Source organism: Streptomyces sp. 12E (assembly GCF_055633275.1).
On the sequence record NZ_JBVNCJ010000001.1, the window covers coordinates 5,392,250 to 5,419,152 of the forward strand.

Annotated in this window: 19 protein-coding genes; 9 read left to right on the plus strand and 10 right to left on the minus strand. The window is 68.4% G+C overall.

Annotation, left to right across the window (positions count from 1 at the left end; all coding sequences use genetic code 11):
* Window positions 1-175: 175 nt before the first annotated feature.
* The 3 genes from ACZ8ZB_RS24955 to eccE form a co-directional block, all read right to left on the minus strand.
* Window positions 176-3,034, minus strand: a complete 2,859-nt coding sequence (locus tag ACZ8ZB_RS24955) for an SCO5717 family growth-regulating ATPase (protein ID WP_470739865.1) — start codon at window positions 3,032-3,034, stop codon at window positions 176-178.
* A 302-nt stretch (window positions 3,035-3,336) separates the two neighbouring features.
* Entirely contained in the window at window positions 3,337-4,110 is a 774-nt protein-coding gene (locus ACZ8ZB_RS24960; protein ID WP_470739866.1) for a hypothetical protein, read from the minus strand.
* Window positions 4,110-5,390: a type VII secretion protein EccE gene (gene eccE / locus ACZ8ZB_RS24965; RefSeq protein ID WP_470739867.1), complete on the minus strand. Its 1,281-nt coding sequence runs from the start codon at window positions 5,388-5,390 to the stop codon at window positions 4,110-4,112. The genes ACZ8ZB_RS24960 and eccE overlap by 1 nt, the downstream gene beginning before the upstream one ends.
* Window positions 5,391-5,618: 228 nt before the next feature.
* Here eccE and eccB point away from each other — a divergent pair, with 228 nt between their 5' ends.
* The 3 genes from eccB to ACZ8ZB_RS24980 are packed head-to-tail and all read left to right on the plus strand — an operon-like array spanning window position 5,619 to window position 8,647.
* Window positions 5,619-7,145 (plus strand): type VII secretion protein EccB, encoded by a 1,527-nt coding sequence (eccB, locus tag ACZ8ZB_RS24970; protein ID WP_470739868.1) that lies wholly within the window; start codon window positions 5,619-5,621, stop codon window positions 7,143-7,145.
* A 30-nt stretch (window positions 7,146-7,175) separates the two neighbouring features.
* Window positions 7,176-8,492: a type VII secretion-associated serine protease mycosin gene (mycP, locus tag ACZ8ZB_RS24975; protein ID WP_470739869.1), complete on the plus strand. Its 1,317-nt coding sequence runs from the start codon at window positions 7,176-7,178 to the stop codon at window positions 8,490-8,492.
* Complete coding sequence (locus ACZ8ZB_RS24980; RefSeq protein ID WP_470739870.1) at window positions 8,489-8,647, plus strand: hypothetical protein; 159 nt, start codon at window positions 8,489-8,491, stop codon at window positions 8,645-8,647. Before mycP ends, ACZ8ZB_RS24980 begins: the two co-directional genes overlap by 4 nt.
* Window positions 8,648-8,921: 274 nt before the next feature.
* Here the strand turns inward: ACZ8ZB_RS24980 and ACZ8ZB_RS24985 are convergent, their stop codons facing one another.
* The 3 genes from ACZ8ZB_RS24985 to ACZ8ZB_RS24995 form a co-directional block, all read right to left on the minus strand.
* The gene (locus ACZ8ZB_RS24985; RefSeq protein WP_470739871.1) at window positions 8,922-9,329 is read right to left on the minus strand and encodes a hypothetical protein; all 408 of its coding nucleotides are present in this window, start codon (window positions 9,327-9,329) and stop codon (window positions 8,922-8,924) included.
* 168 nt (window positions 9,330-9,497) lie between these two features.
* Entirely contained in the window at window positions 9,498-11,816 is a 2,319-nt protein-coding gene (locus tag ACZ8ZB_RS24990; protein WP_470739872.1) for a hypothetical protein, read from the minus strand.
* Between the two features lie 98 nt (window positions 11,817-11,914).
* Window positions 11,915-12,436 (minus strand): hypothetical protein, encoded by a 522-nt coding sequence (locus ACZ8ZB_RS24995; RefSeq protein WP_470739873.1) that lies wholly within the window; start codon window positions 12,434-12,436, stop codon window positions 11,915-11,917.
* A 431-nt stretch (window positions 12,437-12,867) separates the two neighbouring features.
* On the opposite strand from ACZ8ZB_RS24995, the gene ACZ8ZB_RS25000 reads away from it, so the two are divergent.
* From ACZ8ZB_RS25000 to ACZ8ZB_RS25020, 5 genes are all read left to right on the plus strand, one after another.
* Window positions 12,868-13,317 (plus strand): hypothetical protein, encoded by a 450-nt coding sequence (locus tag ACZ8ZB_RS25000; protein ID WP_470739874.1) that lies wholly within the window; start codon window positions 12,868-12,870, stop codon window positions 13,315-13,317.
* 2 nt (window positions 13,318-13,319) lie between these two features.
* Entirely contained in the window at window positions 13,320-15,098 is a 1,779-nt protein-coding gene (locus ACZ8ZB_RS25005) for a WXG100 family type VII secretion target (protein WP_470739875.1), read from the plus strand.
* Between the two features lie 63 nt (window positions 15,099-15,161).
* Window positions 15,162-16,394, plus strand: a complete 1,233-nt coding sequence (locus tag ACZ8ZB_RS25010) for a S8 family serine peptidase (protein WP_470739876.1) — start codon at window positions 15,162-15,164, stop codon at window positions 16,392-16,394.
* Between the two features lie 146 nt (window positions 16,395-16,540).
* Window positions 16,541-16,888: a WXG100 family type VII secretion target gene (locus ACZ8ZB_RS25015; protein ID WP_030834540.1), complete on the plus strand. Its 348-nt coding sequence runs from the start codon at window positions 16,541-16,543 to the stop codon at window positions 16,886-16,888.
* Window positions 16,889-16,948: 60 nt separating this feature from the next.
* A complete protein-coding gene (locus ACZ8ZB_RS25020; RefSeq protein ID WP_217130101.1) occupies window positions 16,949-17,248 on the plus strand; it encodes a WXG100 family type VII secretion target in 300 nt (99 codons plus the stop codon).
* 282 nt (window positions 17,249-17,530) lie between these two features.
* On the opposite strand, the gene ACZ8ZB_RS25025 is transcribed toward ACZ8ZB_RS25020, so the two are convergent.
* The 4 genes from ACZ8ZB_RS25025 to eccCa all read right to left on the minus strand — a co-directional run bounded on the left by ACZ8ZB_RS25025 (window position 17,531) and on the right by eccCa (window position 25,037).
* Complete coding sequence (locus ACZ8ZB_RS25025; protein ID WP_470739877.1) at window positions 17,531-18,049, minus strand: hypothetical protein; 519 nt, start codon at window positions 18,047-18,049, stop codon at window positions 17,531-17,533.
* Window positions 18,050-18,092: 43 nt separating this feature from the next.
* Window positions 18,093-20,426 (minus strand): hypothetical protein, encoded by a 2,334-nt coding sequence (locus ACZ8ZB_RS25030; RefSeq protein WP_470739878.1) that lies wholly within the window; start codon window positions 20,424-20,426, stop codon window positions 18,093-18,095.
* Window positions 20,427-20,444: 18 nt separating this feature from the next.
* Window positions 20,445-20,921: a hypothetical protein gene (locus ACZ8ZB_RS25035; protein ID WP_470739879.1), complete on the minus strand. Its 477-nt coding sequence runs from the start codon at window positions 20,919-20,921 to the stop codon at window positions 20,445-20,447.
* 132 nt (window positions 20,922-21,053) lie between these two features.
* A complete protein-coding gene (gene eccCa, locus ACZ8ZB_RS25040) occupies window positions 21,054-25,037 on the minus strand; it encodes a type VII secretion protein EccCa (RefSeq protein WP_470739880.1) in 3,984 nt (1,327 codons plus the stop codon).
* Between the two features lie 305 nt (window positions 25,038-25,342).
* Here eccCa and eccD point away from each other — a divergent pair, with 305 nt between their 5' ends.
* Entirely contained in the window at window positions 25,343-26,860 is a 1,518-nt protein-coding gene (gene eccD / locus ACZ8ZB_RS25045) for a type VII secretion integral membrane protein EccD (RefSeq protein WP_470739881.1), read from the plus strand.
* The last annotated feature ends 43 nt before the right edge of the window (window positions 26,861-26,903 follow it).

The following is a 26,903-nucleotide window of genomic DNA, read 5'->3' on the forward strand; positions in this document are numbered from 1 at the left end:
ACTGCGGGCGTCAACGGCGCGGACACCCCATGTGGCCTGCGAAAACGATGAGTTGACGCGCAGGACGCGCTCATTGGTCGAGACCGATGACGCGTCGCTGGCCAGGGGCTGACGGCGGAGTCCGGCCCCGCACGCGAAAGCGGCCCCTCGAAAGGGGCCGCTCTGCTGCGGTGCCTTACCGCGGGCCGGGGTGCGGAGGGTAGGGGTGGCCCGGAGCCTGCGGGTACGGGGGGCCGGGCTGGGCCGGGGGCTGCCCGGGCTGCGGCTGCTGGGGGTACGGGCCCGGCTGACCCGGGACGGCCTGGCCGGGCATGGGCTGGCCGGGGAAGGGCTGGCCCGGGACGGGCTGGCCCGGCAGCGGCGGGGCGGCGACCGGCGGCGGATTGCCGTCGGAGGTCCACAGGCCGTGCGACTGCTGATGCCGCACGAAGTCCTCGGCGACCATCGCCGCGAGGTTGAAGTACGCCTCCCGCACCTTCGGCCGCATCATGTCGAGGTCGACCTCCGCACCGGCGGCCAGGTGCTCGTCGAACGGTACGACGATCACGCCCCGGCACCGGGTCTGGAAGTGCGCCACGATGTCGTCGACCTTGATCATCTTGCCGGTCTCGCGCACCCCGGAGATCACGGTGAGGGACCGCGAGACGAGGTCCGCGTACCCGTGCGCGGACAGCCAGTCCAGCGTCGTACTGGCACTGCTCGCACCGTCCACGGACGGTGTGGAGATGATGATCAGCTGGTCGGCGAGGTCCAGCACGCCGCGCATGGCGCTGTAGAGCAGACCCGTACCGGAGTCGGTCAGGATGACCGGGTACTGCCTGCCGAGCACGTCGATCGCGCGCCGGTAGTCCTCGTCGTTGAACGTCGTGGACACGGCCGGGTCGACGTCGTTGGCGATGATCTCCAGACCGGACGGCGCCTGGGAGGTGAACCGCCGGATGTCCATGTACGAGTTGAGGTACGGGATCGCCTGGACGAGGTCGCGGATGGTGGCCCCGGTCTCGCGCCGCACACGGCGGCCGAGCGTACCGGCGTCCGGGTTGGCGTCGATCGCGAGGATCTTGTCCTGCCGCTCGGTGGCGAGGGTGGCCCCGAGGGCGGTGGTCGTGGTCGTCTTGCCGACGCCGCCCTTGAGGCTGATGACGGCGATGCGGTAACAGGACAGCACCGGCGTGCGGATCAGCTCCAGCTTCCGCTGCCGCTCGGCCTCCTCCTTCTTCCCGCCCAGCTTGAAGCGCGAACCGCCGGCCGCGGGACGGCTGCTCTTCGCCTTCTGCTTCCTGCTGTTGAGCAGCCGGTCCGAGGACAGTTCCACGGCGGCGGTGTAACCGAGGGGCGCCGCACCGGGGTTGGTCGGCTGCCGCTGGTCGTGCTGGACGGGCTGCGGCCAGGCGGCCCCGGTACGCGGATCCACGGGCTGCTGCGGGGGCACGCCGGGCTGCTGCGGGAAGCCGTAACCGGCCTGCGGGCCGAGCACGGGCGGGCCCCCGGGCTGAGGGGCCGGCGCCGGGGCGACGCCCGGCTGGGGGAAGCCGTAGCCGGAGCCGGCCTGCGGGCCGGGCGCGGGGGCGGCCTCGGGCTGCGGGGTCGCCGCGCCGGGGGGACCGGCGGGTGGGAAGCCGTGACCGGCGGGCTGGGCCGGGGGAGTCGGAGCGGTACCCGGCTGCGGGAAGCCGTAGCCGGCGGGGGCGTGGGGCGCCGGCGCGGCCGGGGCCCCGGGCTGCTGTGCGGGAGGCTGCGGGAAGCCGTGACCGGCCTGCGGGGTCGCCGCGCCGGGGGGACCGGCGGGTGGGAAGCCGTGACCGGCGGGCTGGGCCGGGGGAGTCGGAGCGGTACCCGGCTGCGGGAAGCCGTGACCGGCCTGCGGGTTCCAGGCGGCGGGCGCGGGCTGCGGAGCCTGGGGCTGGAACGGTGGCTGCTGGGCAGGGACGGCCGGCTGGCCCTGTGCCGCCGCGGACTGAGGCTGCGCGCCCGCGTCCGTCGGCAGGCCGGGTGCCTGCGGCGGCTGCGCGGGCCACTGGCCGGCCGGCGCCGGGGCGGAGGGGTACGCCGACGGCGCCGGGGGCACGCCCTGCGGCGCCGGGGGCACGCCCTGCGGCGCCGGGGGATTCCAGGTGGGCGGGGCGGCGGGCGCGGCCGGGGCGGTGCCCTGGGGCGTGTCGTCCGCGGGAGCCGCGTCGGCCTGCACCGCGTCGTCCACCGGCCCGGTGTCCTCGGACTCGGCCTTCGGCTCCACCGGCGCGGCGTCGTCCGCCACGCCGGTCACCGAGGACTCGCCCTCCTCGGTGACCACGTCATCGGCCGCGATGTCCCCGGAGTCGGAGACCGCGCCGGCTCCGGACGCGTCGGCCGTACCGGAAGCCTCCTCGGAGCCGTCGGCGTCCGACGGGCCGTCGGAGGTCTCCGCGGCGCTCCCGGCGGCATCGTCGGCCCCGCCCTCACCGGCGGACGGCTCCAGCCGCCCCCCGGCCTCAGCCGCGGTCTCCGCTTCCGCGCCCGCCTCGGCTTCGGCCTCGCGCTCCGCGATCTCCCGCTTCAGCGCGGCGGCGGAGAAGCGGATCGTCGCACCGCTCTCCAGATCACCGTTGTCGGCCGGGGGGGAAGCCGTGCCCGACTCCCCGGGCTCCTTCTCCGCTTCCGGCCGCTGCGGCTCGAACCCGCTTCCCACCGGAAGCCTCGGCACGGCCACCGGCTCCCCGGACGGCGGGGGCGGCGTGAACGGGGCGCCCGGTGCGGACGCGGGCGCGGACGGAGGGAAGGGCGCCCCTGACGCGGGCGCGGGCGGCGGCGGAACGGGCCCGTTGGAGGAAGGGGCCGAAGCGGGGTGGGAAGGCGAGGAACCGGAGGGTGACGGAGCGGACGAGGCGGACGGCGCCCCCGAATCCGAACTCCCCGAGGCGTTCTGCGTGTACCAGGCCGGCGGCGCGTAGTCGATGGTGAACTCGCCCGTCGTCTCGATGGCGGACTCGGCGTCGGGCTGGTCATCGCCGGGTGTCGCCCAGCCCCCGCGCGTCCCGTCCCGATCGCTGCTCACAGTTCCTCCTGGTGTGGTCGAGCACCCTTGTGCCGTGCTGGGGCGACCATTTCTCGTCGTCCGACGTGTCCGAAAGGGAAACGAAGTCGTCCGAACCGGCCCTCCCGATAGGACGCCGATGCCCGGCCCCCGGGTTCTGGCGTCGCGCCGGGTACCAGCCTAATCACCAGTAGCCCCGCCCCGTCAGCCCCGCCCGCCGGCAGCACCCGTGGATCGCGTCGAGCGCCGTCACCCGCCGGCCGACAAACACCCGCGGAAGCGTCAAACCGCACATGACGCCCGAAGAACCGTGGGCCGACCGGTCAGTCCATGCGGCGCGGCGTTCCCATCAGACCGATCTCGGCATCCGTCGGCTGCGTCATCACGTACTGCCGGTCCCGCTCCGTGCACCACAGGGTGACGCCGTCGGCGAGCGTGGGAAGCGCCTCGTACTCGGCCCGGGGCAGTCCCGTCACCCGCCCGATCTCCACCGCCTCGTCGGGCGAGACGCGTTGCACGCCCACCAGGCGTGCCTGACGCGCCAGCCTCGGCGCGACCGGACTCAGATAGGGCAGGAGCGTGAGAACGGACTGCCAGGGCGCCGAGGTCACCCGCCCGCGCGGCGGCCGCATGCCGCAGTCCCGGATCACCAGGACGGGGCCCGTCGCCGAGGCGCCGAGCGGCGGTACCCGGCCCACCTCGTGCACCGTCATCCCGGACTGGCCGCCGCCGACCGCCTGCACGACCTGCGCCCAGTGCGCGGGCCGGCCGGTCTCCACCGCGACCCGCGCCCCCGTCGCCGCCGCGCGCAGCGCCAGCACCTGCGTCGTCCACAGACCACCGATGAGCAGGATGTCGAACGGCGTCGGGCGGTTCACCCCGAGGACGGCGGGCTGTCCCTCGGCGTTCACACCCACCACGACTCCGTCGTCGCCCACGGGCAGGGCCAGCATGTCGGCCTCGGCCAAGGACAGGGTGTGCCGTGGATGCCGGGGTCCCAGCAACCCGAACCCGGTGCGCAGACGGTCCCGGAGGCCGGCGGGCGGCTGCGCACCGGCGGCCGGACCGGCCGGTGTGGTGGAGGTCGACAGGACCATCAGCGGGCACCTCCGAGCGGCAGAGTGGCGAGCACACCGGGCAGTTGCTCCCGGTCCAGACGTACGATCCCGGTGCGCGCCTGGCGTGCGGCATGCTCCAGTGCGCGGCGGGCGGCGGCCAGCTCGGTGCTGCTGCGGCCGGTGACCCGCACGTGTCCGGTGACCGCCACGTCCCGCTGTCCGCTGCGGGCCAGCGTCAGGCTGAACGTCGTCGCCAGCGCGGGAACCGCCGTCAACCCGGCGACGAGCTGGGGCAGACCGCCGCCGGGGCCGCCGAGCGGGGGCCAGCGACGGACCCAGTACGTGGTGTGCCTGCGGTTGTCGCAGCGCCAGCTGCGGCTGGACTCCTCGGTCCGCCGCCGGGGCGCGTCGCTCTGTCCGGCCTGGGCGGTCACCATGGGGTTGGCGCACACCGACGTGCTGATGGCGGCCGTCAGTTCCTCCTCGGTCAGCAGGCTCACCCGGAAACCGGCGCCCGTCAGCCGGCTGGACAGGTGCTCCGCCGACCGCACCAGGCACTTCTGCGCCCCGAGGAGCCCGCCGCCACGCGCGGCCACCGCCTCGGGACAGAGCTCATGGTCGAGTTTCAGCGCGATCCACATGATGCGGACCGCCGGCGAGTCGGTTCCGGTCTGCAACTGCTGGTAGTTCGTCACCACGACCGACTGCTGGGGCAGGTGCGGCGCGGGTGCGGGCTGAGTGTGCAGCACGATCTGCGCCGACTCGAGACGGATGCCGTCCACGTCCAGCGCGTCCCGGACCAGAGCGAGCGGAAGCGGCCTGCGACCGCGCTCGGCACGCAGAGCACCGGCGTCGGCCTCCACCTGGAGGACGGCGCTGAGGAAACTCCCGTCGCCCACCATGCCCACCGGCCGCCGGTCCCGGTCGTCGCCGTGGCTGTAGGTGTGCGTCCGCAGGTTCGGCTCGCACTCCACCGCGGGCACCAGACCGGGATCGACGTCCGGCGGTACCGGCGCTTTCCCCGCTCTCCGCAGGCGCGCGCGCAGAGCCAGCCGACTGCCCAGCCATTCCGGCAGGGAGTGTCCCCGACGCCGTACGACCGCGAGCACGCAGAGGAAGAAGGCGACGACGGCACCCGGCACCAGGACGACAGGGCCGATGAGCCAACCGCACACCACCAGGGCGGCCGCCAACTCCAGCAGCACCAGCCGCTGGACCAGGAAGGACCCACCGCGTCCCGAACGCGTCCGCAGACGGGGCGCGACGGCCCTCGACGTCGTCGATTGCGATCGCGACCGGGTCCGCGGCGCGGAAGCCATCACTGAAAAACCCCCGAACTCTCCCTAAAACACTGCCCGCAGGAAACCGGCAGGGCCCCAGCACCCTACCCGTGCCGCACACCCGGACGCGCAGCAGGCATAGTAGGGGCCGAGACCGACAGTCGGGGTTCCAGAGGCAGCCGGGGGTGTGGGGACGGACGTTCAGTGGTCGCCCACTGAACATCCACCGGTCCTCCACTTCCTCGCACGGGGAGAGAGCGAAAGCAGATGGCATCACGGCGCGACGAACTGAACGCCTACACCTTCGCGAAGCGCCGCACGCTCGCGTCCTTCCTGCGCCCCTCCCCCTCGGGCTCGGAAGAGGACGCCCCCAAGCCGCTCAGAGCAGTCGTGCCGGGCGTCATCGTCGCCGTGGTCGTCCTCGCCGTCTTCGGCGCGATCGGCCTGTTCAGTCCGACGGCCCCGAAGGGGTGGGACGAACCGGGGGCGCACGTGATCGTGGCCAGCGACTCCACCACGCGGTACGTCGTGCTCAAGACGGAAGGGAAGACGCAACTGCACCCCGTCCTCAACATGGCGTCCGCCAAACTCCTCCTGGACCCCGACAAGGACAGCGTCATCACCGTCAAGGAGAAGGTCCTCGACAGCGGCGAACCACCGCACGGCGCCACGATCGGCATCCCCTACGCGCCCGACCGGCTGCCCTCGCCCGAGGAGGCCGAGGCCGCCAAGCGCTGGGCGGTCTGCGAGCGGCCCGGCGCCGGCGGACGCGCCATCCAGAAGGCGGCGTTCGTCCTCGGGAAGAAGGAGTGGTCCAGGACCGAGGGCTCCGGCAAGCTCACCGGGGGCGAGCTGATGTACGTCGTCGGCCCCGACGGCACCTCCCAGTACGTGGTCGACTCCCGCGGCTACGCCTATCCGCTGGCGGACCCGGCCGACAAGGAACTCCTCAAGGCCCTCGACACCCAGGGGCGCGCCCCGCAGCGCGTCTCCCAGGAGTGGCTGGACACCCTCCACCAGGGCGACCCGGTCTCCATCCCGGAGATCGAGGGCACCCCGGGTGCGGAGGCGGGAGCCGCCGAGGCACTCCGCGAGTACGACAAGGTCGGCATGGTCATCAAGGCGTACGACGGCCGGCGCATGCAGTACTACGTCGTCCTGACCGGCGAGGTGGCACGCATCTCCGAGTTCACCGCCACCCTGCTGCTCAACAGCGGCGACCTGGTCGGTGTCGGGCAGGCGGGTGAGGCCCAGCAGGTCAGCCCCGGCGCGGTCGTCGACAGCACGGAGTTCGAGGGGCAGCGGAACTGGCCCGAGTACCGGCCGGAGACGGTCAACGACGGCACCACCGCGACGTCCGGCACCAACACCGTCTGCAGCGTCCTGCGCTCGGTGGACGCCAAGAACGGCCGGACGACCCTGTCCACCTGGGCGGGCACCGACTTCCCCGCGCAGCTGCCCACCGGCTCGTCCAGCGCCTACGTCACCCCGGGCTCCGGCCAGCTCTACCGGCAGTTCCAGGGCACGGAGACCGACGCCGGCGGAGTCTTCCTGGTCACCGACACGGGGCTGCGCTACGCCCTGCAGTCCAACAGCGACAGCGCCACGGACGACGAGGGGATCGGAACCTCCGACGAACAGCGCGAGCAGGGGCTCAACGAAGCCAAGATCGCCCAGACCCGCCTCGGCTACGAGAAGGTGGCCCCCTCTCCCGTCCCGGCACAGTGGTCGACGTTCCTGCCCACCGGCCCGCGCCTGTCGGAAGCGGCGGCACGACAGCCGCAGGGTTCCTGACCGCCACGGCCCGCCAGGAAGCGACCAGCCATGCCGACGAACATCCCCACCGGGTGCGACGCCACCGAACGGACCGACGACGTACGTGCGGTCCGACATCCTCGTGCACTGCCGCGCACGACGGGGGCCGTGCTCGCCGCGACCCTCCTCACGGGGACCGTCCTCGTGTTCCCGGCGGCCCCCGAGGCACGGGCGGACGACGCCGGACGGTGCACGTTCCCGTCCAAGAAGTACGAAGGCCGCCCGTGGGCGCTGCAACGCGTCAACCTCGACGCGCTGTGGGCGCAGTCGAAGGGGAAGGGCGTCCGGGTCGCGGTGATCGACACGGGCGTCGACGTGAAGAACCCACAGCTCTCCGACGCCGTCGACGCCTCGAAGGGCAGGAACTTCCTGCCGTCGAAGAACGCCAAGGGCGAGAAGATCGAGCGCGGCAACGCGCAGGGCACCACCGACACCGTCGGCCACGGCACCCGTGTGGCCGGCATCATCGCGGCCCGCCCCGCCGAAGGCACCGGCTTCGTCGGTCTGGCCCCCGAGGCCACGATCATCCCGATCAAGCAGAACGACGCGGAGGGCAACGGCACCGCCAAGACCCTCGCGGACTCGATCCGCTACGCCGTCCAGGCGGGCGCCGACGTCATCAACATCTCCCAGGACACGGCCAACGCCGTTCGGCCCGACCCGAGCCTGGAGGAGGCGGTCGACCACGCCCTGGACCAGAAGGTCGTGGTCGTCGCCTCGGCCGGGAACGACGGCCTCGGCGGCAACGTCAAGGTCACCTACCCGGCCTCCTACGAGGGCGTTCTGGCCGTGGCGTCCTCCGACCGCAACAACGAACGCGCTCCCTTCTCCCAGTCCGGAGAGTTCGTGGGCGTCGCGGCCCCCGGAGTGGACATGATCTCCACCGTCCCCGGCAACGGCCACTGCTCGGACAACGGAACCAGCTTCTCGGCCCCGTACGTGGCCGGGGTCGCGGCACTGCTGAAGGCCAAGTTCCCGAAGTGGACCGCCCGCCAGATCGTCGCCCAGATCGAGCAGACCGCCGAACGCTCGATCCCCGGCCACGACCGCCTGGTCGGCTGGGGCGTGATCGACCCCGTCAAGGCCCTCACCGACGTCGATCCGGCCCGCCCCGTGGAGTCCCCCCGGGCGGAGCAAGGGGAGATCCACGCGAAGGCGCCCTCCGTGGCCCCCCTGCACCTCGGCGAGACGGCCGAGGAACGCAACACCCGCCTGGGGACGTACGTGGTGGTTGGCGGTCTCGTCCTGGCGGCGGGCCTGGCCGGCACGGCGGTCGCGGTGAGGGACGCACGACGCAGGCACGGAGCAAGGGGAGACCACGCATGACACCACTGGCACAACTGTCGGTAGTGTGCTTGGTTCTGGCCGCCGTACTGCTCGCGATGGCCTGCCTCAAGACCGACCGCGTACGGGCCTGGCGCGAGTCCTTCAACCCCTCGGCCCCGACGTTCCCGACTCGACCTTCGTCGTCGCACGCCTGACGCTGGTCACGATGGCCGTAGTCATGATCGTCATGGACGTCCGCGGCCTGGCCACCGGGAACGGCGCGTAGGGGAGCGACGCCGAACCGACCGGTGCGACGCACCAGACCGTGACGGCCCTGGACGGCACACGGAGTCCACCACGTCATGCGCGGCATCGCCCGCCTGCACAACCTCACTCTTGCTGGATAAACGAACAGGACATACGGCGACCAGGCACGGCCGAGGTGATCCAGAGATCATTTACGGGACAGTCCTTTAGGCGATTGAGCCGTCACAGTGCTGATTTGGCGCATTCAGGGGAATTTTCAACCTCTGCTGTGTAGGAAACGATAAGTCGCTTCATGGAGTCGGGGTCGCGATGTGCCGAGCCAGAAGCTTGTACCGCTGCATACAACTCCTGTTCGTAGACTTCATCCACGCAATTTTGAGTTTTTCCGAACCCTTCGTTTCCTGAATATTTGAAACGGTCGCCCTCTGCTGAGAGATTGATGTCCTCGAGTGTCTGGCTGGAAGCGAAGTATGTGGTGGTTCCCCCCCTTTTTAGCCACGCCTGAGTGGTCGTTAAAATGAGAGTGTCATCCACTACGACTTTGCACGTGGTGACCCCGGAGAGACTTTCCTTTTCGATTTCAATGTTTTCCCCTGGGGGTAAAAATGGGGTTAGTTCTTTGGGATCCACTTTGATTCCGCACAAACTATGAGGCGTCGTGTAATTACGAGCTTGTTCGTCTGTGTTACAGCCTGTAAGGAGGGCTATAGGGAGGGTGATTGAAAGGATGTAGGTAACCCTGCGATGTAGCGAGTTCCTTTGGTGGGGCTTCATGAGCCTCCTTCGACTGTTGTGATACTAAGAGTAACTTGTGATAGTGCCGGGAGCTTGGCCGTTGACAATAGCTTGGGCGTTAAGGTAGCCCTGGCGATTCGCTTCCCGTGCGGCAATAGCCGCATCTCCCGAGTCGATTGTGTGGTGCTTGTCAGCCGCTGCGCGCGCGGCAGTTTGCGTGATATCGACGTTTCTTCTCACGCCGTTCTCCCAGAACTGTCCACCTGTGATCTGGGCTTTTTCTCTGGCCTTGCCCTCGGCATCTTCGAATACGGATTCCAGGACAACGCTGGTTACGGTGCTGACACCTCCGCCGATCACAGCCCCAACCCAAGGTGTTGCAATGGAGGTCGTACCCACGCCGACCACGGTACCGACCGTGCCGGAGATCATGTTCTTTCGCTGGGCGACCGTATGTTCGTACCCTTTGTCCTTGTCTGATGCTTCCTTCCCAATAGCCTCCTGGACGCCAAGTCCAAGCGTCCCGGAAATCTCTCCTGACCTGCCGGTGATCTGCTCAATGAGCAGTTGGTAATTGTCGGATACCCGTCGATCCGTCGGTAGTTCGGGATTCAGGTGGTAGTCCAGAAGGCGGCCCATGTACGCCTTCTGGCCGACTTCCACGGCAGCGTAACCCTCTTCGTTCCGTCCAATGGCGAAAAGGAGCCTGGTTACGTCGCCGTGGGCAAGTGCGGCCTCTGCCCCGACGACTGGATGCAACTTTTCAATGTCTCGCCAGTCTGCGGACTCAGGATCTCTCTTCACATCGCTCAAGGCGCGATTCAGGTCAGGAAGGTACTCGGAAGTGATCTGTCCGATACTGTCGGACATGTATCCGTTGCTGGTCAGTCGTCCGGGGTCTTCCGCGATGGAGGCGACCAGGCTCTCCATGAGTTTCGCCTGCTGTGCGTTGTGCGGTGGCGTATCCGCCGTCGGCAGCTCACCCGCTGGATGTCCCGTCATCGCGGCCTCCAGCGCCAGTGCCAAGTTGTTCTGCCCGGTGTGGAGGTCATCTCCCTTGGAGCTTGCCTCCCGGGGCCAGTCTCGCTCTTCGAACAGGTACTGGAAGTTGCTGAGGGAGATCTTTCCCTCGTAGTCGTTCTCGTCATCGGAATCCCGCTCGAACGGGTTGTCGGGGTCGTCCTTCGATACGAACCGCTGGTTGAAGAAGTCGGTGGCCGCGTCCGGGCTGTTGGACAAACCCTTCAGGTATCCCGTCAACGCGTCGGCCCCGCTGTCCTCCCCGATCCGGTTGAGTCGGGGAGTCGCAGGGCCGCTGTTCCAGGCGGTGTTCGCATGCTCACCGTTACCGGTGAACTTGCGCTCGGTGGCCATGAGCTTCGTGCCGTAGTCCTTGAGGAAGCGGTCGTCGTAGTCGCCGGTGCGCATGAGGTTGCTCATGACCTGGAAGCCCATCGGGCCGCCGCGGCTGCCGTGGATCGGCTTGTCGCCGATGTCGATCATCGTGCGCTTCCAGTCCGCCATGGCCGCCGTATCGCTCTGCGTGGCGTTCGCCAGGGTCATGCCCAGGTTCCGCTGCAGATCGTCGAACTGCTCCAGACGGTCGAGCTCCAGTCCCCGGTCACCCCTGTGCGGATCGCTGAGCCCGGCCCAGAACTCCAGCGTCTTCTTGGGTCCGAGCGCCGTGGCGAACCGCTCGGCGAACAAATCGTCACCGGCGTACTTCTTGAGCCCGGCGTTGATCCTGTCGAAGTCCTTGACCGTCAGGTCGTCGGGATTCTTCCTGGCAAGGGCGGCCAACTGGTCGGCCTGCCTGAGCGCTTCGGCGGCGGAGTCCCGGTCCGCGTAACTGGCGTCGGCGAAACCCATCTTGCTCTGGTTCGCGAGGGCCTGCAGAACGGTCCTGGCCGAGTTGTCGCTCTCGGTGGCCTTGTCGAGGATCCCCTGGATCTCGTCGCGAAGGGCCGTGATGTCATCCTTGTTGTCCTGATCCATCACCCTTCGCGCCTCGGGGGGAGCGTTCGTGGTGACCGTGAAGCCGCCCTCGTACCCGATGACCGTGAGGTTCTTCTTCCGGCCGCCGTCGATGGCCTCGACGAGTTGTCGGTGGTAGCCCTTCAGCTCACCCACCGTGTCGCTGAGGATCTGGTGGATGCTCTTCGCCTGGGTGTGGGCGTCCGCGAACTCGCCGGCCGTCTTGCCGATGAACTCCTTGGACACCTTGGCGTTCACGCCGGCCCAATCGGCGCTGTTGGCACTCTTGCGCAGATCGTCCTCGGCGTCCTTCTTCAGACCCTCGAGGCTCTTGACGAGCGTCGACCAGTCCTCGACGGCGTCGTCGAGCAGTGTGAAGTTGGCGTCACGGAGAGTGTCGAGTTCCATGGATGCACGTCCTGGGAGTGAAACGAGAAGCAGGCTGAGGGAGATGGCGCGAGCAGCGGTGAGCGCGGGACGCGGCAGAAGACGTCCTCAGCGCCCCGCTACTCCTCTTTCTTCTTCTTGCCCGGCTCCCCGTAGATGCTGTTCTTCTCGCCCGGAGCCCCGACCCTTTCGTCGAACCCGGCGTCCAGGGCGGCGATGCTGCTCATCTGGCGCTGGATGTAGCCCTCGTCGTTGTCGTGCAGTTTCTTGGTCACCCGCATGTGGTTCGAGATGTGGGCGCACGCGTCCATCAGGGACTTGAGCTGCTCCTCCCACCGGTTCGACACGTGCTTGAGTCCCGGGCCGAGCGCGAACCCCTGCTTCGACAGGTCGGCGGCGGCCGAGTCGCTGCTGGGCACGGCGACCCGCGCCTTGTCCCACAACTGGTTGTAGAGCCCGAAGGCGGCCTTGCCGATCTTGGAGAGGCCGTCGTTGGCGACCTTGAGTCCGCCGTACGTGCCCGGCCTGCCGGGGCCGCTGAAACCACCGCCCCCGTCCAGCTCGTTGAGCTGCATCCGCGTGGAACCCTGCTGCCGTTGCAGGGCGTCGGCCTTGAGCTGCTCCCATTCGTCCCATGCCATGGACGGTTACCTTCCCCGTGTGTCAGGACCGTCAGCGCCGTTGCCGGTCGGACGGCGCTCAGCGGCGTCCGGACTCCGGCGCCGGTGAGCAACCCACCCGAGAGCACCAAGACGCTGCGGCTTCCATAACCCGGTTGCTGACGTAAAGGTTCTGGGCGGATCCACTCGTTCCGGTCGAGATGCCGGGCGAAGCGCACCTCGATGTCGTCATCATGTCCGCGTGCGCGGTGCGATGGGGGTGCCGGCCGAGCATCGGCCGAAAAGGCATCTCCGGGACACAGCCGTAACTGAGTTGGCACACATCACGATTGGCTCTGTCGTACCCGTTCGTTAGAGTGGCGATCACGACTGGTTTGCGAACGTAGGGCGCACAACTGGCCAACTGGTCGGTCTCGGCCGACGGTGTCACGGGGAAACGGGGAGGGAGCGACGTGCTTCCAGCAGACATGGTGGGTGGCGTGTCCGCCACCAGGGCACTGAACCTGGAAGTCGCCGACGAGGCGCTGACCACGTTCGTGAAGCGTGTGGACGGCGTCCTGCGCGATCTGGAGAGCTCGGCCGCCCACCCCACGCGGGTCGGCAACCAGACCATCAAGCCCACGTCGCTGAACAGCGGCAGCACGGCCGCCTTCCCGGAGGCGCACGGGCTGTACCTCCAGTACAACCGCGTCCATGAGGAACTGACCGCGCTCTCCAGGACACTGCACCTGCAGATCGAGGCGATCGGCATCGCCGTCAAGGGTGCGCATGTGGGCTTCGACAACCTCGAAGAGGAACAGCGCCGTCGTTTCCATGAGATCCAGGTACAGATCGGGCAGATTCAGGACGCCAGGGACGGCGAGCGACGCGCCAAGGGCGGGGACACCAGCGGGAGCCTGTGACGATGACGGACAAGAAGCACGAGGCGGACCTGGAGCGGGTCTCCCAGCAGAACTTCCTCACGGACTTCACCCGAGGCCTCGAGGAACGGCCGGCGATCGACCCCCTCAGCAGGCTGATGCGTACGGCGGTCGAATCGACCCCCGTCGGGCAGGCCCTGCAGGGGCGTACGAACTTCGAGAACCACAGCCTCAACGCCATGGTCGACCTGGTCGAGCAGACCGACCCGGAGGACCTGGAGTCCTCGGGCAAGGCCCTGTGGTCGGCTCGGGACGCCATCAAGGACGCGGCCAAGGAACTGGACGGCCACATCGAAAGGGTCCGCTGGGTCGGGGAGTCGGGCGACGCGTTCCGCAAGTGGGGGCGTTCACTCGTCACCGACACGTACGCGCTGAGCGACTTCGCCGGCGGAGCGGGTGACCAGATCACCGCCGCCGCCGTGGGCCTGGCGGACGTCCGCAAGGCGATGCCCCCTCGCGACACCCGCGCGGAGGCCCTGCGCCCCGGCCAGTTCCCGAAGGACGAGCGGGTCGAGAGCAACGACGAGTACACCGCGGCCCTGAAGGTGGAGAAGAACCGCCAAGAGGCGATCAACCAGATGAACCGGTTGTCGTCGTACTACGCGGTGTCCCAGGAACAACTGGCGGCGCTGGAGCCGCCGAAGTTCAAGGCGATGCCGGATGTGGGGGTGCCGAAGCCGGAGCCGGAATACATCCGGCCGCGTAAGTCGCCCGAAGCGCCGACTTACGGAACGGCCCAGGTAGCCACAGAAGGAGGCGCTGAGGGGCGTCGCTCGGCGGACGTTGTAGAGGGGCATGCCGCTCCACAGAGCATGCGCGGTCTCGCAGTACCAGAGGATGCCGTCACAAATCAGAGCATCGACCTCGGCGCACCCGTCGGGACGACCATCGACAGTGTCGGCACCCTGCCGCCCTCGCCAGCGTCCGTCACAGGACAGACGGCACCCACTGGTGTTCCCGGTACCGCGAGTGGGACGGCCAACCCAGCTACGAACGGCTTCGGCTCCCCGCTCCCTCCGGTTCTCTCGGGTCGTTCCGACGGGCGGCCAAGTGGTGCGCGTCCTACCTTGCCTGTTGCGGCTCAAGGGCGAGCGAGTGCGGTTCGTGGGAGTGCTTCGGGCGTGACGCCAGGACATGCGGCGGCCGGAGCGCCCTTGGGCCAAGTGGGTCGAGCGGCAGCTGCGGGAGTGCCGCCGGTCGCTCAGGGCGGGACCTCCGCAGCCCAGTCGTTCCCCATGGGGCCGGGGGTGAGCGGCGGTACGCCGCGAGCCGGCGGTACGGCGGTGCCTCGGGCGATGGGGGGCACGGTCACTGGTGCCGGCAATACGGGCGGCGTAGTGGGAGGCCGTCCTTCGACCGCTGTCGGGGGCCCGGTGGGAGGCGGGCAGAGGATTTCTCAGGGCACGGTGGGCGGTGCCGGGACAGTCTCCGGTTCCCGGCCCTCGGTCGGCGCACCCGGACAGTCCGGTGTTTTCGGGGCGGCTGGTTCCCCGGCACGACCCGGTTCGAGCACAGGCAACGCCCGAGGAGGCTCCCCTGTGCCCGGAATCGTCGGAAACCCTGCTGGACGACAGTCCGCCGCCAACGCAACGCGCAACGGCATGACTCAGGGCGGAACTGGGTTGGTACGGGGTCCCGGTGGCCGTGGCAGGCCCGGTAAAGACCGCAGAACGGAGAGGGCGCAGCGGCCCCCGCGCGTGGCCGGAGACGAGGAGACGGGTGAAACCGGCAAACCGCGGCACGATGCGCCGCCAGTCAACTAAGCGCTAGCGAGGACTCACCACACCATGAAATCAGGGACACGTCGAGGACGACGCGTACGTGCCATGGGCGCCGTCGTGAGCGCCCTGGTCACGGCGAGCGTGGCGTTCGCCCCGGGTGCTGCTGCCGCCGATGTCCAGTCGGAGCAGTGGTACCTGGAGCCCATGCAAGCCGAGCAGATGTGGAAGGTCAGCACGGGCAAGGGCATCAAGGTTGCGGTTATTGACTCCGGAGTCAATCCCCATACGGATTCGCTCAAAGGGCAGGTACTCGCCGACGAAGTACCCGAGAGCGTTGCTTACGGCGCCACCGATGACTACGACGGTCACGGGACGACCATGGCCGAGCTGATCGCCGGTACTGGAGCGAACGGTGGCATCCAAGGCCTTGCCCCCGGAGCGAAAATCGTTCCGTACCGGGTTTCATTTGAGACCCAGTCGAACGGTGAGGGCAAGCGGAAGACGGCTACATCGTTGGAAGCCCTCCGAGCGGTTGCGGATACCGATGCGCAGATCGTCAGCATGTCATTCGGATCGAGTATCGCCTACCCCGAGATTGAAGCGGCGATCAAGCATGTCGCTTCGAAGGGAAAGATACTGATTGCTGCCGTGGGAAACGATGGTGAAGAATTCATCGAGTATCCGGCAGCCTACCCATATGTCCTGGGCGTCTCGTCCATCGATGAGTCCAGCAAGGTATCGAATTTTTCCTCCTATGGGCAGTACGTTGACCTTGTAGCCCCAGGGGAGAACATCCCGGCATACTGCCGACCCGATTTCAGTACCTACTGCCACGATAGTCAGGGCACGAGTCACGCCACCGCCATCACCGCAGCCTCCGCCGCCCTCATCTGGTCCGCGCACCCCGACTGGACCGCGAACCAGGTCACCCGCGCGCTGATCGACACGGCGGGCCGCAAGTGGGCGAAGGACAAGCCGACGCAGAAGGCCGGGTACGGAACCATCCGGCCGCGCGTGGTGCTCGCGGACCCGGACTACGACGCCGGTGACCCCTACTCCGATCCGCTCGGCAAGTGGAACAAGAAGGACGGGGAGGAACTGGTGACGGAGATCAAGCCGGCCGCGGCCTCTCCCTCCCCCTCTGCAACAGGCGCGTCACAGGGTGCGGGGTCCACTTCCGCGGACAAGGCGGCCGGAGCAGGATCGAAGACGGAGACCGTGTCAGCGGAATCGTCGAGCGACGGCAACACGCTGTGGATCGCCCTGGGCGCCGCCGCGGCGGTGATCGTGATCGGCGGGGTCACCTTCGGGGTGGTGCGCGCACGGCGCGCACGGTGACACCATCTCCGCCGCTGCCCGCTCGTCCCCGCCCGGCTCGGAAAGGCCGAAGGACCGAACCGGGCGGGACCCCTCGCATCACCGCCGTAAACCACTGAGTCACACCAGTTGGAATCCAGAACAGAGACAGGGAGGGCCGGCTGACCATGGCCGTCGACCAGAAACTCGAAGATGCAGCGGTAGTCAAGCTGCAGAAGGACATGTACGAGAAGTTCGAGAACATCCGGAAGCGGGTGCGCAGCCTCCAGGGTGTGATCGACAGCCTCGAGGGGCAGTGGCACGGCATCGGTCGTGCCGCGTTCGACACCAAGCAGTACGAGATCAACACGTCCTTGCAGAACATGGGCCGTGTCCTCGCCGACGTCATCGACGCGATGACCACGGCGCGCAACATCAAGGACAGCAAGGAAGACGAAGTCCGCGCCTCCGTGAACAAGATCAACGTCCTGGACGGCGCCCCCACGGTGCAGTCGTCCCCGTTCAGCTCGTTCTGAGCCGGCGGAACTCCCGGTCATCGGTCAACAGCACACACGAGCGAGACGAGGTAGACAGAGATGAGCCGTAACAACGAGGGGCTGCAAGTCGGTTATGACGGCCTCGACATCGCGGCGACCACCATCGCCAACGAGGCGAAGCAGCTCGAGGAGGACCTCCAGCAGCTCCGGCAGATGGTGGTCAACAGCAAGCAGTACTGGGCGGGTAAGGCGCAGGACACCTTCGACGAGAAGCTGCGGCGCTGGGACAAGGAAGCCAGCGACATCCACCAGGCCCTGATGGGCATCGGTCAGGTCGTGGGCTCGTCCGGTGGTACGTACATGGAAGGCGACCTGGCGGCGTCCCGGTACCTACAGTAAGCCTTCTCCCGTAGCTGGCCGTCACACGTCATGATCGCCGGCTCGGACCGGACTCGCCGTCCCCAAGTCCGCGCAGCCGTAAGGCCCCTGGCAGGAACGATCTTGCAAAAGAAAGATCCGGCCGAGGGGCCTTACGTGCTTACTGATGTCACATGCGCCGCCGTGCGACGGCGGAAGGCAACCCGACCGCTTCCCCGCAGACCTGCAACATGTGCACCCGAGGTCTTCACGGCGTGAGTGGACAGCCAACTCCTTGCTCTGGAGGAGTTTTAAGGCAGGTCCTCAGGAATGACAGCCTATCTTTTTCTTGTAGGCGTCGAAGTAGGAAGGGACGAGCTTCTCCAGCAGGGTTTGTGACTTATCGTTCCATTGGATGTCGTTCACCTCGACGGACAGTACGTCACCTTTATCGCTGACCCCAGGGCACGGGATTACCGTTGCTACTCCGAAGTGCCATGAGGCATATTTGCCCCCTTTTATGTAGCGCAGGTTTTTCACCTTGTATGTCAGGAAGTGATCGCGTAGCTCGTACCCATTATTGTGCCAGCGGGCGTCACTGACTACGGAGTCATTTCCGTCCACATACATGTGACAGAACTGTCCTTCCGTAAGAGTGAAATGGCCGGTGTCCTGCTCCAGTTTGTCGCCGTCATCGAGCAGGGATTCCAGAACTTCTTTGTCGGCTGGGATTCCGCAAATGTTGTCCGGGGTGGGATATGAGAGCCCTCCATCGTCAGATGCGCCACAGGCGGTCAAGGGCAGCGTAACGAGGATGGCTGGCAGTAGCCTCTTCAGGGGCAAGGGTGGATCCTGCTCTCTAGTGGTTCGACGAGTTGAATGCGTCTCATGTGCCATCTCCCGAGGAATTCCATTGAGCGCCGTCGGAGTGGCTCACGCCAGCCTGAGTACGAATCCCCAGAAGGATGCGATCGCGTGTTTCCTGGTCGATTCCTTCATGGTGTACGAAATAGCTCTCGGCGGCCGCCACCGATGCCGTTACGGCAGCTTCTCTTCCCTTGGAGTATTCTTTTCCTGCGTCGTGCTCGGCCTTATTTGTGGTGTCCATCTCGATGCTCTTCACGACGCTTTCGGACACATCTTCAGCCAGCCAATTGACCGGTTCTCCTACGATGGAGAAGGGGGCGGGGATGGCGCTTGTCCCCAGCCCCACGATTCGGTTGACCCATTTTGCATTGTCGGCCACCGCCTCGTTGTACTCCTTGTTCGAGGCCGTGTGGTAGTCATAGATCGCATCAGCCCGCGCGTTGCTCATGATCCCCGCGATGGCAGCCCCCGGCGCCACCAGGTGCCCGACGCTCGCACCGTCTTCCGCGGTCAGACCCTTCCCCTCCGCCCGCAGGAACTCGTGCACCACGTTCGTCGTGTACGCCTGCTGAGCGGAAGTGATCGCGCTGTACGCATCCGGATCCTGTCCGACCAGGCCGAGGAACTTCTGGGCGCTTCCGGGATCCAAGTTGGCAGCCGCGCCGTTGACCGGGAAGATCCTGCTGTCGGACGGCTCCATGTACATCGACCGCTGGAAGTCGCCGATGTAGTCCGCCGAGATGTTGCCCAGACTGTCCCTCAGCGCGTAGAGCGGGCCGGTCTTCTCATCCTTCAGGTCCCCGTTCATGTTGTGCGTCAGCAGGTCCGGGTTCTTGGTGAACTTCTCCACGATGTCGTGGACCAGCTTCGCCTGCGCCTCGCTGTGCTTGACCGAGGGGTCGATTGTGCTGCTGTCGTACGGGTGACCCGTCGCGGCGGCCTCCAACGCGTGGCCGAGGGCGTTCGGCCCGAAGTTGAGCGCTTTCTTCGCCGCCTCCTCATCCCCGAGGAAGTGCTGACTGTTCATGTCGGTCGTCCACTCGAAGTCCTTCTTGGTGAAAAGGTCGAGGTAGGACTTGAAGTCCGTCTTCTCACCGGACTTGATCGTGCCGTCCTCGTTGTACGCCGTGGGCTTCTCCGTGAAGAACTGCTCGGCTGCCTCAGGGCTGTGCCCGAGGGCCTCGAGCACGCTGTTCAGCGGATCATTGCCGCTGCCGAGCTTTCCGGAAGGGTTGAACCCGTAACGGTCGTCGCTGCCGGCGGGCCTGCTGGACATGAAGCGGTGTGGATCGTCCTGGTGGAGCTGGGTGACGTGCTCCGCGATGGGGGTCAGGAACGCCGGATCGTAGTTCCCGTAACGGAGCAGGCCGCCCAGGACCTGGTAGCCGTAGGGCTTGCTCCACATGCTGCGTTCCCACTCGATCTCCTGGGTGCCCAGCTTGCGGAACTCCGCCCCCCACCAGGAGGGCAGATGCTGCCGATCGCCCTTGACGCTCTGCGGGGTGTAAGGGTCGGTCGCGTTGGCCAAGGCGTGGCCCATGTACTTCTGCAGGTCCTGCACGCCGGCCAGACGGGTCTTCGAAGCGTCCCCGTCGGTGCCGTCGATCGACATGGCCGCGTAGAACTCGAGTGTCTGCCTCGGCCCGCCCAGGCCCTCGAAGAACTCGGTCGCGAACTCGCCGTCCTTCTCACGTCCGTTGTGGCGCAGCAGCCTGTTCAGTTCGGCGAGTTCGCGGTCGGTCATGTCCTCGCGCCTCTTGGCGAGTTCCAGAGCCCGCTCGACCTGCGCGTCATTGAGTGAACCGTACTTCGCGTGACCGGCGTTGTGCGGGTCGCTCCCGTGTGCTCGCTTGAGTGCCAGCTTGGTGGAGAGGTCGATGTCGTTGGCGTGGGCGATTTTTCCCGTTATGGAGTCGGCGTAGCGCTGCCGGTCCTGCTTCGTGTCGTCCTTGCCGTCCTTCGCATCGGCTCCCGACTGGGGCTGGACGCCCACACTCACCGTTCCGTTGCCGTTGTCCTGAACGGTGTAGCCCTTGCCCTTGGCCTCGTTGGTGAGTGTCCTGACGCTCTTCTGCAACGCTTCGAGCTCACGGTGGGCGTCGTCCAGGACCTGGAAAATGCTGTTGGCTTCCGTGTGGAGGTCCGCGAGCTCCTTGGCGGTCTTGTCCACGAACCCGCGTGTGACGCCGGCGTTCACACCTTCCCAGCGTGCGCGGTCGGACTTCTTCTTGAGACCGTCACGTGCGTCGGTCTCAAGCTGTTTCAGACTGGTGACCGCCTTCTTCCAGTCCGATACCGCGGTCCCCAGTCTGCCGAGGTCGACCTGCATCAGGTCGTTGTAGGTGATGGACATGCCTGCGCTTCCCCCGTGCTACTTGAAGTACTTGTCGAGCTCCGAAACGGGCACGGCGGACCCGTTGCGGTTCCTGATGACTGCGGCGATCTCGGCATCGTCGTTGGCGTGCCGCTTCTTGCTGAAGTCCAGGTGGTTCGAGATGTGGGCACAGGCCTGGCGGACCGCCTTCACCTGGCTCTCCCAGACCGTCAGCGTCGTCATGAGTTCGTCGCCCATGGTGAAGTTGGACTTCGACAACGTCGATGCCGCCTGGTGCGTGGAACCGGCATGGTCGGAGTTCATGCCGGCACCGGCGATGTCCACCTTCTTCACGAGGTCACCGTGCAGGACGAAAGCGTCATGCCCCACGGCGCCGAGGTCGTCCTGCTGCACGACCAGATCGGGCTTGCCGCCGGCGCCCGGCCCTTGAGCGGGCGCCTGGTTCACCTGCATGTGTGCCGACTGACGGTCGGCAGCCTGAGCCTTCAACTGTTCCCACTCGTCCCATGCCATGGGTCCACTCCTCCATTGCTGTCGACAGGACATGGCCGTACAGGTTCTTCTTCGCGCGGCTCTCTCGGGCGGAGCCACGACGAAGTCCTCGACCAATCCCTGGCCCCACCGGACCGGAACGGCTGACCTCGGTCAGAAATCCTCCTCCGCCACGAGCCCCGTCTGCACCAGCGGCCGTCCCCGTCGCCGGGAGACGAACACGCCCCGCCCCGGGGGCATCGGACGCGGACGTACGCCGCCCAGCAGGTCGCCCTCGGCCGGATCGCCGCTGAGGACGACGCCCTGTGCGCCGAGTTCCTTCAGCCGCTGCATGAAGGGCTCGTACCCGGAGCGGCTCGCGCCCGCGGTGGAGCGGGCGATGATGAAGCGCACGCCGACGTCCCGGGCGAGGGGGAGCAGCTCGGTCAGGCCGGCCAGGGGGTTGCCGCTCGACGTGGCCACCAGGTCGAAGTCGTCGATGACGATGTAGACCGTCGGCCCCTGCCACCAGCTGCGGTCGCGCAACTGCTGCGGCGTGACGTCCGCGGTCGGTGTGCGCCGCTGCATCAGTTCGGCGAGCGCGTCCATGTGGTGCTGCATCTGGTTCGACATGGGGACGTACTCGGCCAGGTGCGAGGGCGGGGTCACGCCCAGCAGGGAGCGCCGGTTGTCGATGACGAAGAGCTTGCAGCCGTCGCCGTCGTAGCGCTCGGTCAGACGCCGGATGAGCAGCTTCAGCAGGTTCGACTTGCCGGACTCGCTCTCCCCGAAGATCAGGAAGAAGGGATCCTGGTCGAAGTCGACGAACACCGGCTCCAGGTTGTCCTCGTCGAGCGCGAAGGAGACCCCCTGGCGGGGGAACCGGTCGCCCGGGGGCAGCTGGTGGGCCGGGAACTCCCTCGGCAGCAGGCGCACCGCGGGAGCGCCGGGCTGCTGCCAGTGCCGGGCCACCTCGGTCCCGAGCGCCTGGGTCGCCTCCGCGAGGTCCGTGTCGGAGGACAGGCCGTCCATCCGCGGGACCGCGGCCATGAAGTGCTGCTTCTGCGGGGTCTGGCCGCGGCCGGGCACCCCCGTCGGCACGTTGGCCGCGACCTTGCGGTCGAACTCGGAGTCCATGGGGTCGCCGAGCCGCAGTTCCAGGCGGTTCATCAACTGGTCCTTGAGGTTGCCGCGGACCTCCATGGAGCGGGAAGCGGTGAGGATCAGGTGGATGCCGTAGCCGAGGCCGCGCGTCGCGATGTCCAGGACGATCGGCTCCAGCGCGTCGTAGTCGGTGCGGAAGTTCCCCCAGCCGTCGATGACCAGGAAGACGTCGCCCCAGGGCTGGTCGGTCACGGAGATGTCGCCCCGTGCGCGGCGGGCACGGAACTCGGCGATCGAGGAGATGCCCGCCGTGCGGAAGTACTCCTCGCGGCGTGTCATGACGCCGTACACCTCGGCCGCCGTACGCCGCACCTTCTCGGGGTCCAGACGCGACGCCACACCGCCCACGTGCGGGAGCCCCGCCACGGCGGACAGACCGCCGCCGCCGAAGTCCAGTCCGTAGAACTGCACCTCGTGGGGGGTGTGGGTGAGCGCGAAGGAGGCGATGATCGAGCGCAGCAGCGTCGACTTCCCGGACTGCGGACCACCCAGGATCTGCATGTGGCCGGCCGCGCCGCCGAAGTCCACCCACAAGGGGTCGCGACGCTGTTCGTACGGCTTGTCGACGAGGCCGACCGGGATGACGAGCCGGCCCGCGCCCTCGTAGCCGGGCTGGGTCAGGCCGCGGCCGGGCACCTCGGCGAGGCCGGGCAGCAGTGCGTCGAGCGACGGCGGGCTGTCCAGCGGGGGCAGCCACACCTGGTGCGCGGCCGGGCCCTGCGCCTCCAGGCGCCGCACGATGACGTCGAGGACGGTGTCGGCCAACGCGTCGTCCGTGTCGTCGCCCGTCCCGCCGCCGGACGCGTCGCGCTGCCGCGGAACCGCCAGGTACTGCACCGGGACTTGCGCGGCCGTGAACAGCACGGGCCGGCGGTCGACGGGCAGGGGGCCGTCGTACGACGCCGCCCGGTCGGTTTCCGAGCGGTACACGCCGGAGACGTACGCCGCCTTGAAGCGCACCATCTCGTCCGTGCCGAACTTCAGGAAACCGGAGCCGGGGACGTTCGGCAGCTCATAGGCGTCCGGGACGCCGAGCGCCGCCCGCGACTCGGCCGCCGAGAACGTGCGCAGACCGATCCGGTACGACAGGTAGGTCTCGAGCCCGCGCAGCCGCCCCTCCTCCAGCCGCTGCGAGGCGAGCAGCAGGTGCACGCCCAGCGACCGGCCGATCCGGCCGATCTGCACGAACATCTCGATGAAGTCCGGCTTGGCGGTCAGCAGCTCGCTGAACTCGTCGATCACCAGCACGAGGGACGGGATCGGCTGCAGCGGAGCACCCGCGGCGCGGGCCTTCTCGTAGGCGTGGATGTTGGCGTAGTTGCCCGCGTCGCGGAGCATCTCCTGGCGCCGGTTGAGCTCACCGCGGATGGAGTCGCCCATCCGGTCGACGAGGGTGAGGTCGTCGGCCAGGTTGGTGATCACGGCCGCCACGTGGGGCATCTGGGCCATGCCCGCGAAGGTGGCGCCGCCCTTGAAGTCCGCCAGCACGAAGTTGAGGGTCTCGGAGGAGTGGGTCACGGCGAGGCCGAGGACCAGGGTGCGCAGCAGCTCCGACTTCCCGGAACCGGTCGCGCCGACGCACAGGCCGTGCGGGCCCATGCCCTCCTGCGCCGCTTCCTTGAGGTCGAGCATCACGGCCCGGCCGTCCTCGCCGACGCCGATCGGCACCCGCAGCCGTTCGGACTGCGAACGGGGCCGCCAGGTCCGCCGTGGATCCACCGCCGCGGCGTCACCCAGGTTCAGCAGATCGGTGAACTCCAGGTTGGACAGGAGCGGTTCGTCGTCGTCCCCGCCCGACGCCATGCGCAGGGGCGCGAGCTGCCGGGCCAGGGCCTCCGCCGCCTCGTACGAGAGCCCCTCGGCCGTGCCCTCGTAGACCATCCCCTGCGCCGACTCGAGACGCAGGTCCTTCGCGTGGACGACGATGGAGAGGTCACCACGGCCGGTGGCGAGGTTGCCGGGCACGACCTCCAGCACGGTCACGCCCTGCAGGCCCTCCGGACTCGCCAGCAGCGACGTCGGCGGCAGGGAGACGCCGTCGAGCACGACGACCAGGTGCGGCTGTTCGGGCACCGGCGGCCCGCCCGGGTGGAAGCGCGGACGGCCCTGGAGACGGGTGGAGAGCAGTTCCTCCAGCTCCACGGGGTCGGTCGTGACCAGGCGCATGCTGCCGGCGCCGTCCGCGGCCGTCGGACACTGCGCGTGGGGCAGCCACTTGACCCACTCCCATTCGGGCGCCGACTCGCGTCCGGCGGCGACGGCGACGACCAGGTCGTCGGGGGAGTGCAGCGCGGCCAGGGAGGCGGTGACGGCACGGGCCGTGCCGCGCACGCTCTTCGGGTCGCCGCTGAGCGTCACGTGGTAGAAGGCGCGCAGGGAGACCGCCATCGGGAGGGCGTCCAGGGTGCTGTGGGTGGCCACGAAGCGCTCCACGGCCCCGGCGGTCAGCGGCTCCAGCTGGTCCACCGGAGCGGTCTCCGGCGCCACCAGGGGAGTGGCCAGGGCCTGCGGGCCCAGACCCACCCGTACCTGCCCGAAGTCCGCGTCACCGGCGCGCCGTTCCCACACCCGGCTGCCCTCGGCGACCAGGGCCCACAGTTGCTCCGGTGAAGGGTGCAGGTAGTACTGGGCGTCGCGCTGGGCCTTCGCGGTCTCCTGGGTGGTGAGCCGGACCTGCGACAGGTAGCGGAGGTAGTCCCGGCGCAGGTCCGCCAGCTGCCCCTGGTTGCCGCGCCGGTAGCGGACCAGCATCGCCACGCCCATGGCGATGGTGGAGGCCACCATCACCATGCCCATGATCTTCATGAACGGCTGGGCCTGCGGATTGAAGAAGAACACCACGGACCCGCCCATGCCGAGCATGGGCAGGAGTTGCATCAGGGCGCCCTCCTGCTGACCGCGCGGCAGTTCCGGAGGTGGTTGCAGCACGACTTCGTTCGTGGGCACGTCCTTCGGCAGCGCACGTGGCGGACGTTTGACGACGATGTGACTCACTCGCACCAATTCCCTTGCCGAACGGATCCGTTCCGCCCGCCGCCCCGTGTCCGGCGAACGTCGATCGCGCTGCGCGATCCTACTGACAGCCGCTGACCCCGGTGGGCGGTAGGGTGCCGTGAGACGTGTGAGCAGTTGCGAATCGGCCGCCGAAGTCCGTGCACCGCGCGACGTGCGGCACACGTGTGGTCCGTCGGCCCGGTCTCCGAGGAGGCGGCCGGCGGGCGGATCGGACGGAAGCACCGCCCAGGGACCGTGCGCGACGGTACGCGCGGGTCCGCAGCACCGACGAGGGGGAACAACAGGTGAGTACGACGGCCTCCGCGCCGGCCGGCACGGCCGGCGGACCGGGCACCGGGACCCCGTCCGGGGCAGGCACGGGACTCGGTTTCTGCCGGGTCACCATCGTGGCCCCCGACAGCCGTGTCGACGTGGCGCTGCCGGACGACGTGCCGGTCGCCGACCTGTACCCGGAGATCCTGCGGTTCTCCCGGCAGAGTCCCGCCGAGGGCGCACCGGTCGGCTACCACCTCGTACGCCGTGACGGGACCGTCCTCGACAGCGCCCGCTCCTTCGCGGTCCAGCGCATCCTGGACGGCGAACTGCTCACGCTGCGCCCGTTCTCGGAGTCGCTGCCCCCCGCCGTCTTCGACGACGTGTCGGAGGCGGTGGCATCCGCCGTCACCCGCGACCGCGCCCTGTGGGACGGCGACCTCACCCGCGTCGCCGGTCTCGTGGCGGGCGGTGTGCTTCCGGCACTGCTGGCGTTCGTGGCCTGGAGCTCCCAGGTCCACCACGACATGCACGGCCTCCAGGGCATCATCGCCGCGGTCGCCGGAGTCCTGCTGACCACCTTCGCGTGCGTCCGCGCGCGTGTGTACGACGACCGCGGCTCCGCGGTCGCCCTCGGGCTGGGCGCCCTGCCCAACATCGCCGTGGCCGGCTCGGGACTGCTGCCGCTCGCCGACGGCCAGGGCATAGGGCGGCTCCAGTTCCTCCTGGCGTGCGCGGCGGTGCTGGTCGCCTCCGTCGTGCTCGCCCTGGTGTCCCCGGGCGGCGACAGCCCCTTCGTGGCCTTCGTCCTCGCTTCCGCGATCGGCCTGCTCACGACGTTCCTCGCGATGCTGACGCGGCTGGAGCCCATGGAGACGGCCGCCGTGTGCGCACCCCTGGCGGTGTGCGCCCTCGCCTTCCTGCCGGGCCTGTCCGTGCGCTTCGCCCGGTTGCCCATCGGCTTCGAACCGCCCAGCGCGTCACGCGGGTCCTACCTGACGGAGGAGCAGGACGCTCCGGAACCCGTCGACACCCGGCGCGTCGCGGCCCAGGCCCGGCGCGGCCACGAACTCCTCGTCGGACTCGTCGGCGGATGCGCCTTCGTGTCCGTGGGGGCGTCGATCGTCCTCGGCTTCTCCGGCAACGTCTGGGCGCAGCTCCTCGCCCTGGCCACCGGCGTCGCGATGCTGATGCGGGCCCAGCTGTTCCGGTACACCGCCCAGGTCGCCTCCGCCCTGGCGGCCGGCCTCGCCTGCCTGGTCTTCCTCGGTCTGGGGCTCGCGATGAACCCGCCGGCGCAGGACTGGCGCGACGCGCTCCAGGGCGACACCACCGCCCTCGACGTCCGCAGCGTGTGGCTGGCGGCGGCCGTGGCCGTGGCCATCGCCCTGGTCACCGCCATCGGTCTGATCGTCCCCCGTCGCGGCGTCACGCCCTTCTGGGGCCGGTTCATGGAGATCGCGGAAGTGTTCGTCCTGCTGACGCTGGTCCCGCTGGCACTCGCCGTCTTCGACGTCTACGCGGCGGCCCGGTCGATGACCGGCAACTGACCTGCCCGCTCCCCTCCGGAGAACGGGCAGGAACGTTCCCGGG

Excerpts from the sequence above, each read along its gene's own strand:
- ACZ8ZB_RS25005 (WP_470739875.1), top strand. The coding sequence starts at position 13,320 with ATGACGGACAAGAAGCACGAGGCGGACCTGGAGCGGGTCTCCCAGCAG.
- eccE (WP_470739867.1), bottom strand. The coding sequence starts at position 5,390 with ATGGCTTCCGCGCCGCGGACCCGGTCGCGATCGCAATCGACGACGTCG.
- eccB (WP_470739868.1), top strand. The coding sequence starts at position 5,619 with ATGGCATCACGGCGCGACGAACTGAACGCCTACACCTTCGCGAAGCGC.
- ACZ8ZB_RS25020 (WP_217130101.1), top strand. The coding sequence starts at position 16,949 with ATGAGCCGTAACAACGAGGGGCTGCAAGTCGGTTATGACGGCCTCGAC.
- ACZ8ZB_RS25015 (WP_030834540.1), top strand. The coding sequence starts at position 16,541 with ATGGCCGTCGACCAGAAACTCGAAGATGCAGCGGTAGTCAAGCTGCAG.
- ACZ8ZB_RS25010 (WP_470739876.1), top strand. The coding sequence starts at position 15,162 with ATGGGCGCCGTCGTGAGCGCCCTGGTCACGGCGAGCGTGGCGTTCGCC.
- ACZ8ZB_RS24995 (WP_470739873.1), bottom strand. The coding sequence starts at position 12,436 with ATGGCATGGGACGAATGGGAGCAGCTCAAGGCCGACGCCCTGCAACGG.
- ACZ8ZB_RS25035 (WP_470739879.1), bottom strand. The coding sequence starts at position 20,921 with ATGGCATGGGACGAGTGGGAACAGTTGAAGGCTCAGGCTGCCGACCGT.
- ACZ8ZB_RS24980 (WP_470739870.1), top strand. The coding sequence starts at position 8,489 with ATGACACCACTGGCACAACTGTCGGTAGTGTGCTTGGTTCTGGCCGCC.
- ACZ8ZB_RS24960 (WP_470739866.1), bottom strand. The coding sequence starts at position 4,110 with ATGGTCCTGTCGACCTCCACCACACCGGCCGGTCCGGCCGCCGGTGCG.
- mycP (WP_470739869.1), top strand. The coding sequence starts at position 7,176 with ATGCCGACGAACATCCCCACCGGGTGCGACGCCACCGAACGGACCGAC.
- ACZ8ZB_RS25030 (WP_470739878.1), bottom strand. The coding sequence starts at position 20,426 with ATGTCCATCACCTACAACGACCTGATGCAGGTCGACCTCGGCAGACTG.
- ACZ8ZB_RS24990 (WP_470739872.1), bottom strand. The coding sequence starts at position 11,816 with ATGGAACTCGACACTCTCCGTGACGCCAACTTCACACTGCTCGACGAC.